Source organism: Nostoc sp. (assembly GCF_036917155.1).
Taxonomy (GTDB): Bacteria; Cyanobacteriota; Cyanobacteriia; order Cyanobacteriales; family Nostocaceae; genus Nostoc.
In genome coordinates this window covers 95,562-105,983 of sequence record NZ_JBALDZ010000165.1, presented here as the reverse complement: position 1 = coordinate 105,983, position 10,422 = coordinate 95,562, and the positions used below count along the sequence as shown (strand labels likewise).

Sequence of the window (10,422 nt, the reverse complement as noted above, 5' to 3'; positions counted from 1 at the left end):
ACCTTCTATACCAAAAACATTTTGCTGAACGAGGGTATCCGCGCTTGGATGGCTCCTCAAGATCAACCCCACGAACAATTTGTATTCCCTGAGGAAGTTCTACCTCGCGGTAACGCTCTCTAAAAATTAAAATCCGAACTTATGTTCTGAATTAGGGTTATGGTTGCTGAAAATTGACACCACCGAGATGAAATAATCTCTTTGTAACAACCCAAGAAAGTGTCAATATTCCCCATTCTCTAGTTGTCTCTCACCAAAAGGTGAGAGATTTTTTTGTATATGCTTAATATCTCTAAATTTATATGTTATGTTAGGTGAAGGTTATAAACCCGGAGTAAATACTCTGCCCTTTGAAAACTAAGACCGCTTAGGCAATAAGGAGGTGATGCCCATGATAGAAAGTAGTAAATGCATGGGTCATCAGGTTGCAGTTAGCCGGCTGTGTGCCGGGGCTGTTCTCTAAAAGTTAGCCTTAGTCATCTTTGAGATACTAAGTTAGCTCAAGTAGCTAGGCAAGCTCGGAGTTCCTTCCGGCAGTCTGGTTGCAACCTGAAGACCCGCTAGACCGCTCTTACTTAGATCATCCGATCTTAAGTTAGGGCGGATAGTTTTTTATAGGTGACTTTTATTGGTTGCTTTTGAAAACTTAGATAGCGATGCCTGCGGCAAGCAAACCTAACGAATTAAGTTTTTTTAAAAAGAAAAATATCTTACATCAAACCTTGGGGTCTGATCAGATGTGAGCAATAGTGTCTATCTACCAAGTTTGATTTACAGCAGTTTGCGAGTAACTGATGTCAGATGCAAAATGTAACCAATCAATATATAACTAGGAATTTTTTGATATGGCACAACTACTTACCGAAGCGGAAATTCAAGAACAGGCTAAGGTTTTGACAGATTGGACTGTTGAAGACTCCAAGTTGCAGATTACCCGCACATTCAAAGATTTTATTGAAGCAATTGGGTTTGTCAATAAACTAGTAGAGCCGGCTGAGTCAGCAGGACATCATCCAGATATAGAGATTTCCTACAACAAAGTGAAGATTACACTCACAACACATGATGCAGGTGGGTTGACGCAGCCAGACTTTGATGTAGCGCGGGCGATTTCCCAAATCAACTAAGTACAGCATTTCATTAATTCGTAGCGAAGAAATTTGGCAAACATCTGTGTCCCTCTGCGTTTAAAAACGCTACGATTTTACGCAAAGCTGTACTAAGTGATTTCTTTTGATATGTTGCACCAGGCGACTAGAAGTCACCGCAACACAGACTAAGTTGGTAAGCGTGAATAATTAAAGGCTCGTAGTAAGCGACTCCAACCTGATTCTCAGGGCTAGAGCCGCTTATTATCAGCCAATTAAATTGACATTGCGTAATCAGCAGTAGGGAGCGAATGACCTAAACACTACTCCCTGCTTAGATATTTAGATCAGTAGGTGTGACAGTTATTAAGGCGATCGCTCCAATCTTGCCATCTAGATCAGATGTTTTATAATGTTATGATATGAAGATATGTTTTTGCATAAGTTAATCACATAAGTTTTTAACCCCAAGTTAATCGTTTATTAGCTTTGCAAAAACTAAAATTGTAGTAATGGCAACTATGCCTCATCCACAGGTTTCAATAAGATGTCGCATTTTTGAGAATGTAGGTGTAACGAAACCAATTATCTAAACAAGGTGTGAGGAGTAAAGTAAAGATGTCTAATCTATTGTGGAAATCCTTAGTGGTTAGCCCAGCAGTTTTGGGAGCAACATTGCTAGTTTCGGCAACAGCAATTGCGGCTCCAAGTGCAACCACTCAAGTGTCACCAGCTAAACAAACAGGTGTAACTGAAGTTGCCCAACAGCCAGAAGTATTGGCTCAAACAACGATAGATCAAGTTAATCGCTACAGTAACGAAGGCAACCAAAATAACTCTCAGTCTCAAGTAACATCAGTTTCTCAATTTTCTGACGTACAACCCACCGACTGGGCATTCCAAGCATTGCAGTCCTTGGTTGAGCGTTATGGTTGTATTGCAGGTTATCCGAATGCTACTTATCGCGGTAATCGTGCTTTAACCCGTTATGAATTTGCCGCTGGTTTGAATGCCTGTTTGGATCGGGTTAACGAATTGATTGCCACAGCAACAGCTGACTTGGTGACTAAACAAGATTTAGCTACCTTGCAGCGGTTACAAGAAGAATTTTCCGCAGAATTGGCAACTCTACGCGGTCGCGTAGATTCCCTAGAAGCGCGGACTGCTGAATTGGAAGCTCATCAGTTCTCCACTACTACAAAACTAGTCGGTGAAGCCATTTTTGGTGTTACAGATGCGTTTGGTGGTACCAATGGTAACAATAATAATACTGTCTTCCAAGATCGGGTACGTTTAGACCTGCAAACCAGTTTCACGGGTAGAGACGTTTTACATACCCGTCTAGCAGCCGGTAATGCACAAGCTTTTACACTGGCAAATGGTAACGCTGGTGCTGAAGGCACACAAACATTTCAAATTGGTACTGGCAACGGTGGCAACTCTGTCAGTATAGACCGCTTGACCTATGAAGTTCCCATTGGCCCAGCCAACGTTTACATTGCAGCTAGTGGTGGACAGCATAGCCAGTATGCTGCTGTCAACAACCCTTACTTTTTCGATAAAACTGACGGTGGTAACGGTGCTTTATCTACCTTTGCTTCTGAAAGTCCCATCTATCGGATTGGTGGTGGTGCAGGTATAGCGCTGAATGTACCTCTTGGTAAAGGTGGTGGCATTCTGGGAAATAGCTCAATCACTGCGGGTTACTTGGCATCGAATGCTAATAATCCTGGTCTTAATCAAGGTCTGACAAACGGGAGTTATGCTGCTTTAGGACAGTTGAACTTTAGTGTTGGCGATCGCGTGGCTTTAGCTGCTACTTACGTCCACGGGTATAATGCCGGTGGTGGTTCGTTGTTCAACTCAACTGCGGTAAACGGAATTGGACCAGCAGTAGGTACTAATCAAGCTAACACTTTACTAAATGCAGGTTCCAGCAATTCCTACGGTGTTGAGGCAGCCTTTAGACCCAGCGACAAACTATCAGTTAGTGGCTTCGTCTCTTACCACCAGGTCACTGGCTTCGGTGCAAATGATGATTTTAACGCTTGGAGTTATGGTCTTGGAGTAGCCTTACCTGATCTCGGTAAAAAAGGTAACGTTCTAGGTATCTTCGCTGGTGCAGAACCCTATTCCTTTAACCGACCAGGTTTTGTTGGTAACAATGTACCATATCACTTTGAAGGCTTCTACAAGTATCGTGTATCAGATAACATCTCAATCACCCCTGGTGTAATTTGGTTGACCTCTCCTGGTCAAAACAGCAATAATGACGATGCAATTATCGGTACACTCAGAACAACTTTCACCTTCTAGAGTGTTGACTATCCACTAACAATTTTTAAATCTATTTCTCCCCGCCTGACGGCGGGGCTTTTTGTTTGGGAGCATCTCAATCTCAATGAGTGTAAAAACACACCTTGCCCTGATGAAATGATGCCTCCGGCACGCCAAGGGCGAACGCGGCTATACGAGACTTTACCCACGGAGGTGGGTTTCAAATTCTTTGAGTCTGCGTAGGTGGTCACTGAGCCTGTCGTACCACTTCGTGGAAGCAAGCTACGCGCAGCATCTCGTAGAGAAGTGCGGACGAAAGTTTGTGCAGCCGCGATTTCTAAGACACTGTTGGTCAACTCTTGATGGGTTAGACCCCTCACCCCTAAAACCTTGGCTTGGCGTTGCTTTCCCGCCCTGAAATAAATTTCGGGCTAAGAGCTACTGTCCGTTGAAACGGACTAAAATCAAGAGCAATTGCAATGATCGGTTAGACCCCCGATCAATTCGCCAACAGTATCTTTCTAATCGCCTGGTATTTTTGCTTTCGTTGAGATGCTCCCTTTTTGTTTTCAGTAGCAGCAATGGATAAACCCCAGTAGTTAACCGGAGTATACTATAAAAGTTAGGAGTTGTGAGTTAGAAGTTGTGAGTTATGGTGGTTTTTATTATGAATAGACCAGAGTAGGGTAGTCATTAGTAATGCCCCCTCTACAAGTGACTTACCCCGGATTTCTCACCAGATTTATCAAACCGAGGTGCAGAGGTCGTAGGGGCGGGTTAAGCGAGACATTCATGAATGATGGATCATATCTGTTAACCCGCCCCTACTGAAGAGTGAGAAATGCGGGTTACGCCGTGAGCAACTTTTTATGATTTAGGTTGGCGGTATAAAGTTACACAATGTGTAATATCCTAACTCTGGCAATTTTAGATTGAAGGAAAAAGCGTTCGACTGAGCGCTCACGCCGAAGTCTAAAATCCAAATTAAATGACTCCTAACTCTTAACTCCTAACTCCTAATTCCTAACCCCTAACTTATTGCTGCTTGTGGAACTATCTTGTAAATCGGAATACGCAATTCTCGCCTTATTAGAAATGGCCGCTCATTACGAAAGCGGCGAACCGCTGCAAATTCGACAAATTGCAGCACAACAAAATATACCCGATCGCTATCTAGAACAGCTACTAGCAACCTTGAGGCGTGGCGGTATAGTCAAGAGTCAGCGCGGATCAAAAGGTGGCTATCTGTTAACGCGAGAACCACGGAAAATCATCGTTTTTGAGATTTTAGAATGTTTAGAAGGCTTGGAGGTGGGCACTGGTCAAGAAAATCTTAATCCCAAAACGCTAGACAGTTCGGTTATAGAAGAAATTTGGCAAGAAGCAAGTCGCGCGGCAAATTCAGTGTTGCAAAAATATACGCTCCAGGATCTTTGTGAAAAACGAGATTCGCGGCGGCAGTTGGATATCATGTACTACATTTAGTCAAGAGTCATTGGTCATTGGTTAATGACTAATGACTCTTGACTAATAACGAAGTAAGTGGGTAGGAATAAATCAAACTATGTTATGCAATGTAAATATAATTAAGCTAGCTCGTAGTAAGCGGCTTTCTCCCTGAAAATAGGGCTGAAGCCGCTTACTACGACCCTTTAATTATTAATACCCACTTGTTTAATAACTAATAACTAAGGACTAAATTATGCGAATAGCTCGTAACATTACAGAACTGGTTGGTCGTACACCTCTAGTGCAGTTGAACCGTATTCCTCAAACAGAAGGATGTGTTGCGGAAATTGTAGTGAAGTTGGAAAGTATGAATCCCTCGGCATCAGTTAAAGACCGAATTGGGGTGAGTATGATTAACGCCGCAGAGGAAGACGGATTAATTACTCCTGGGAAGACAATATTGGTAGAACCCACCTCTGGAAACACAGGAATTGCCCTAGCAATGGCAGCAGCAGCTAAGGGTTATCGATTAATTTTGACAATGCCAGAAACGATGAGTGCGGAACGACGAGCAATGTTGCGGGCTTATGGAGCAGAACTGGAACTAACGCCAGGAATGGAAGGTATGAGTGGAGCAATTCAGAGGGCGCAGCAAATAGTTAATAACACACCAAATACTTATATGTTGCAGCAGTTCCGCAATCCAGCCAATGCAAAAGTGCATCGGGAAACTACAGCAGAGGAAATCTGGGAAGATACTGATGGACAGGTAGATATAATCGTGGCAGGAGTGGGTACAGGTGGTACGATCAGTGGTGTAGCAGAAGTGATTAAAGCACGCAAGCCTAGTTCTAAAGCGATCGCAGTTGAACCAGCCAATAGCCCAGTTTTATCTGGGGGACGACCTGGCCCCCACAAAATTCAGGGGATTGGCGCTGGGTTTATTCCTCAAGTATTAAAGATAAAATTGATTGATGAAGTGATTACCGTCACCGATGAAGAAGCGATCGCCTACAGTCGGCGTTTGGCAAAAGAAGAAGGGCTACTATCTGGTATATCCAGTGGAGCCGCTTTATGTGCAGCAATTCGTCTTGGCCAACGTCAAGAAAACAAAGGACGTTTAATTGTGATGATTCAGCCCAGTTTTGGTGAGAGGTATTTAAGTACACCGTTGTTCCAAGACTTAGAGGCAAGGTTAGCCGCTAGCGTTAGTTAACGCTACATTGAATTAATGGTCAATTCTCAGCACGTTTCTAACCATTACGAAACTCTCAAAGTTAGTCCAAGTGCAAGCCTTGCGGAGATTAAGCAAGCTTATCGCCGCTTGGTTAAGTTGTTTCATCCTGACAGTAATCAGGAAACAGCCGATCGCGAGCAAATTATCCGCATCAATGCAGCTTATGAGGTCTTAGGCGATAACCAAAATCGCCGCAATTATGACCAAGAACTGCAAGATGACCCTCAAAAATTAAATAGCGATCGCCAACAGCGTACAGCATCAGCACAAAAACATTACCAGACAAGACGAAAAACTGGACGGGATGTTGATGAGCAAGTTGAAGAATGGCTGCGCCAAGTTTACCAACCAGTTAATCGCTTACTTTGTAACATTCTCTATTCGTTAGAAGAACAAATGGATCAATTAGCGGCTGATCCCTTTGATGATGAGTTGTTAGATGAATTTCAGGAATACTTACAAGCCTGTCGAGATGATCTCAAGCAGGCACAAATTACTTTTCGCTCCCTGCCGAATCCGCCTAGTTTAGCAAGAACGGCGGCTCATCTTTACTACAGCCTCAATCAAGTAGCAGATGGACTCGATGAATTAGGTTACTTTCCTTTGAATTACGATGAGCGTTATTTACACACAGGTCAAGAACTATTCCGCATAGCTACGGGATTACACTGTGAAGCACAAGCGTCTGTTACATAGTTATTGCCCAATGCCCAATGACTAAGAAATTAGTTTATGCTGGAAACAGAAAAAGGTTAAGAAATTTTAAATTCTGCTCATAGTATACTCATGCCATGTATTGTTAATCGCCGCGCCCAGTTTTCAGCAAGTCATCGCTATTGGTTGCCAGAACTGAGTGAAGCCGAGAATATTGAGAAATTTGGTGCTGGCTCTAGATTTCCGGGACACGGACATAACTATGTCTTGTTCATCTCCCTAGCTGGGGAATTGGATGAATATGGTATGGTGCTGAACTTGTCTGATGTGAAACACGTAATTAAACAGGAAGTTACCAATCAATTGGACTTCTCTTATCTCAACGATGCGTGGGCAGAATTTCAACAAACTCTGCCCACCACTGAGAATATTGCACGGATTATCTGGCAACGACTAGCACCACACTTGCCTCTAGTCCGTGTGCAGTTATTTGAACATCCTGAACTTTGGGCAGATTATATGGGAAATGCAATGGAAGCCTACCTCACCATCAGTACTCACTTTAGTGCCGCCCATCGGCTAGCTCATCCTAATCTCAGTAATGAAGAAAACACTGAGATTTATGGTAAGTGCGCTCGTCCCCACGGTCACGGGCACAACTATCATCTAGAAGTCACTGTCAAAGGGAAAATTGACCCGCGTACTGGCATGATTATTGATTTAGGTGCATTGAATCAAGTGGTGGAAGATTATGTGGTAGAGCCATTCGATCACACCTTTTTAAACAAAGATATTCCCTACTTTGCCGAAGCTGTGCCCACTGCTGAAAATATCGCACTTTACATTAGTAATTTACTGCGATCGCCGATTGAGGAATTGGGAGCTAAACTTTACAAAGTAAAACTGATTGAAAGTCCCAATAACTCCTGCGAAATCTACTGCACTGAGTCAGAATCAGATTCAGTCAGTGCATCTGTGAATCAGCCAACACTAGCACGAGTTTAGCTAATTGAAAATTAGGCATTGGGCATTGGGCATTGGGCATTGGTTATTAATCATTCTCCCAACTCCCTCACTCCAAATGCCCAGTTAGAAAAGTTTACTAACTAAGCAGTTAAAACCAGGTAACAAAGGACTTGTCAATTCATCTTGACTAAATAAAGTAGCTGCTAACTTTAATGCAGCTTGTTCACGTCGATAAACCTCAACTTTCTTCTGTACAGAATCGCAAATCCAATATTCTTGAACCCCTTGCACCGAGTACAGCTTCAGCTTTGTTTCCCTGTCACGTTTCTCATTTTTTTCGCCGGGTGAGAGAACTTCTACTACTAACTCCGGTGCGCCCGTCAGGTGTCCAGCTTCATCTAGCAAGTTTTTTAAGCGTTCATGACTTGCCCATACCACATCAGGGATCACATTGTCCGAATCTGAGAAAATAATTCCAGGTGTGATCGCAGCTTTACCTAAACCAGTTTCATCTGACCAATTGTTAAGAACTGTAACAATATTGCCACAACTTGATTGATGATCCCAGCTAGGTGATTTAGTCACAAATAGTTCTCCATCAATAATCTCATAGCGATTTCTGCGATCGCTAGCAAATAGCTCTAGGTCAGCAGTCGTCCAACGCACTGGAGTTGTTTGCATAGAAACCCCCTAGCATTTTCTTAAATCATACTTTTAAAAATACCGACGGCGGGCGGAATGTCGCAAATAGCGATAAATGCCCCACGCTAAAACTCCAAAAAAGAGATTTAGTAAAAAACGACTAACTATAAACCACAAAATATCACTGTCAAAAAGCTTTGACGGACTCAAAGGGCTAACAGTCCTGGCTAAGAGAAACAGACCAAAAATAGCATTTCCACCCAGCACAAGGGCAAACAGTACTAAACTTCTCTGCCAGTAACGGCGCTGAATTGTACGGTCTGAAATTAGGGTAATTACAGGTTTACCCTGCACTTTTCGCAGTAATTGTTCTAGTCGCCAAAACATCCATAACAGAAACGGAAATAAACCATAACTCAGGAAACGTAGGGGTAGTGAGTAACGCCAAGCACTAGATAAGACATTAACTAGGGCATGGCAGATTACAGAATTTAGCCAAGCCCTAAAAATAAACTTTTTGTCTTGATTTAACCGAGTATTGGAGGAAATATAAATTCCTAAAGCATATCCCCAAGGAGCAGAGAACATGGCGTGGACTGGCGTGCCAATAGTGCGGTCAAGAATTGATGCGGTATCGTGGAAAAGGTAAATCCAGTTCTCTTCGGCAGTAAATCCAAGAGCAACGGCGATGGTGAAGAGGAAAACCGTCGAGTGAAGTAATCGATATTTGCGTTGCAGATAGTAGGTTGGGATCAAAACCGCAGCTAACTTGCAGCCTTCTTCAATTGTACCTACTTCCACAAGCTGCCGCAAGGCTATACCAGGAAGCCAACGTTTGAGATGTTGCCAGTCTACAAAATAGTTCGCTACAGTTTCAAAAACCCATTCGAGGCTAAGGGCTAAGATGCCAGATATTGCCCCAATGATAAAGAACATCAGTAACTTTAACAAAGGTGGGGCAAATGGCACCCGACAGTAGTAGTAGCCTAGCAGCAACAAGGGTGGTATTACTGCCCACAACAGTAGAGAGAAATCAACCACTCACCTGAGCAATCACTGTACGGTGACGGTGGGTATTGTTGGTGATAGTGGGAGTTTGGAAACCCGCCTCAACAATAGCTTGCTCAATGTCCAAAGCGAAATATTCATCTAAATACGGTTCAGTACTTTTGAGCAAAGTCAAAATGTAGGCTGGCATTTTTTTATAAACTTCAGATTTGGGATTCATATCCATGATTGCCAAGTAGCCACCTGGACGCAGCACGCGCCGCATTTCAGCTAAAATCTGTCGGGTTGGCGCTTGGGGTAATTCGTGGCACATCAGGAAAATGGAAACTAAATCAAAAGAGGCATCAGGTAGCCCTGTAGATTCCGCTTGGGCATGAAGCCAGTTAATCTTAGCTTGACGTTGTTGGGCGCGGTAATTGGCAACGGCTAAGAAGTAGGGAGACAAGTCCAAGCCGGTGATTTTGGCATGGGGATAAACTGCTTGTAAGGCAAAACTACTCAAGCCAACACTACACCCGACATCTAAGATATCTTGCGGCTCCTTGGGAATTTGATTTTTCAGGATATTGTGGTAACTCTGGCGCAGCATAGGATCGCCTTGTGCTTCTTCAGCATCCTGCCAAATCTTCGCGTGGACAGCGTAAGCAGCAGGTTCTACCTCAAAAGCGGCTTGCCAATTGAGATTTCCAGTTTCGTAGGCATGGAATGAGGTGACGTAGTAATCGGGGTAGGAAAGCTGAGGATTTTCTACTTGAGCGAGATCAGCTTTCCAATCAAGCGCCTGTAGTGTTTTGACTTCTTGCGTCCAAGGCACACCAATTCTTTCGGCACGTTTAATCATCATTTGTCTAGCTTGATGCTTGGCTAGGTTAGCTAAAGGCTGGATTGCCAGTATGCCATTTACCAAGCGGGAAGCTAAACCAGGATTATTGTTTACAGCAGCAGTCATAAATCAGTTTGCATTTAAGAGCCTTTTCTACTTATGACATAGTTGCTGGAGGCCAGTCTAGATGCAAATTGAAAAACATTCTGGGGGATGGGGACTGGCGATTGGGGATTGGGGATTGGAGAGATGGGGGAGTATGGAAAGTAGGGAAGCAG

General features: G+C 43.4%; 9 protein-coding genes and 1 pseudogene. 7 read left to right on the top strand and 3 right to left on the bottom strand.

The window, feature by feature from the left end; genetic code table 11:
• From V7K67_RS22135 to V7K67_RS22105, 7 genes and pseudogenes are all read left to right on the top strand, one after another.
• Positions 1-123 (top strand): annotated as a pseudogene (locus V7K67_RS22135) (photosystem II D2 protein (photosystem q(a) protein)); the annotation flags it as partial.
• A gap of 722 nt (positions 124-845) precedes the next feature.
• Entirely contained in the window at positions 846-1,127 is a 282-nt protein-coding gene (locus V7K67_RS22130; protein WP_334709523.1) for a 4a-hydroxytetrahydrobiopterin dehydratase, read from the top strand.
• 579 nt (positions 1,128-1,706) lie between these two features.
• Positions 1,707-3,404 (top strand): iron uptake porin, encoded by a 1,698-nt coding sequence (locus tag V7K67_RS22125; RefSeq protein WP_335168423.1) that lies wholly within the window; start codon positions 1,707-1,709, stop codon positions 3,402-3,404.
• Positions 3,405-4,412: 1,008 nt separating this feature from the next.
• A complete protein-coding gene (locus tag V7K67_RS22120) occupies positions 4,413-4,850 on the top strand; it encodes an RrF2 family transcriptional regulator (protein ID WP_334709521.1) in 438 nt (145 codons plus the stop codon).
• Positions 4,851-5,067: 217 nt separating this feature from the next.
• The gene (gene cysK, locus V7K67_RS22115) at positions 5,068-6,030 is read left to right on the top strand and encodes a cysteine synthase A (protein WP_334709520.1); all 963 of its coding nucleotides are present in this window, start codon (positions 5,068-5,070) and stop codon (positions 6,028-6,030) included.
• A 15-nt stretch (positions 6,031-6,045) separates the two neighbouring features.
• Positions 6,046-6,747: a J domain-containing protein gene (locus V7K67_RS22110; RefSeq protein WP_334709519.1), complete on the top strand. Its 702-nt coding sequence runs from the start codon at positions 6,046-6,048 to the stop codon at positions 6,745-6,747.
• Between the two features lie 90 nt (positions 6,748-6,837).
• Entirely contained in the window at positions 6,838-7,710 is an 873-nt protein-coding gene (locus V7K67_RS22105) for a 6-carboxytetrahydropterin synthase (protein WP_334732898.1), read from the top strand.
• 84 nt (positions 7,711-7,794) lie between these two features.
• On the opposite strand, the gene V7K67_RS22100 is transcribed toward V7K67_RS22105, so the two are convergent.
• From V7K67_RS22100 to V7K67_RS22090, 3 genes are read right to left on the bottom strand one after another with little or no spacing between them, the layout of a single operon-like run.
• Positions 7,795-8,352 (bottom strand): Uma2 family endonuclease, encoded by a 558-nt coding sequence (locus V7K67_RS22100; protein WP_335168420.1) that lies wholly within the window; start codon positions 8,350-8,352, stop codon positions 7,795-7,797.
• Between the two features lie 33 nt (positions 8,353-8,385).
• Positions 8,386-9,354 (bottom strand): PrsW family intramembrane metalloprotease, encoded by a 969-nt coding sequence (locus V7K67_RS22095; protein WP_335168418.1) that lies wholly within the window; start codon positions 9,352-9,354, stop codon positions 8,386-8,388.
• Positions 9,347-10,270 carry a class I SAM-dependent methyltransferase gene (locus V7K67_RS22090; RefSeq protein ID WP_334732896.1) on the bottom strand — a complete coding sequence of 308 codons (924 nt, stop codon included), beginning with the start codon at positions 10,268-10,270 and terminating at the stop codon, positions 9,347-9,349. The genes V7K67_RS22095 and V7K67_RS22090 overlap by 8 nt, the downstream gene beginning before the upstream one ends.
• Positions 10,271-10,422: the final 152 nt, after the last annotated feature.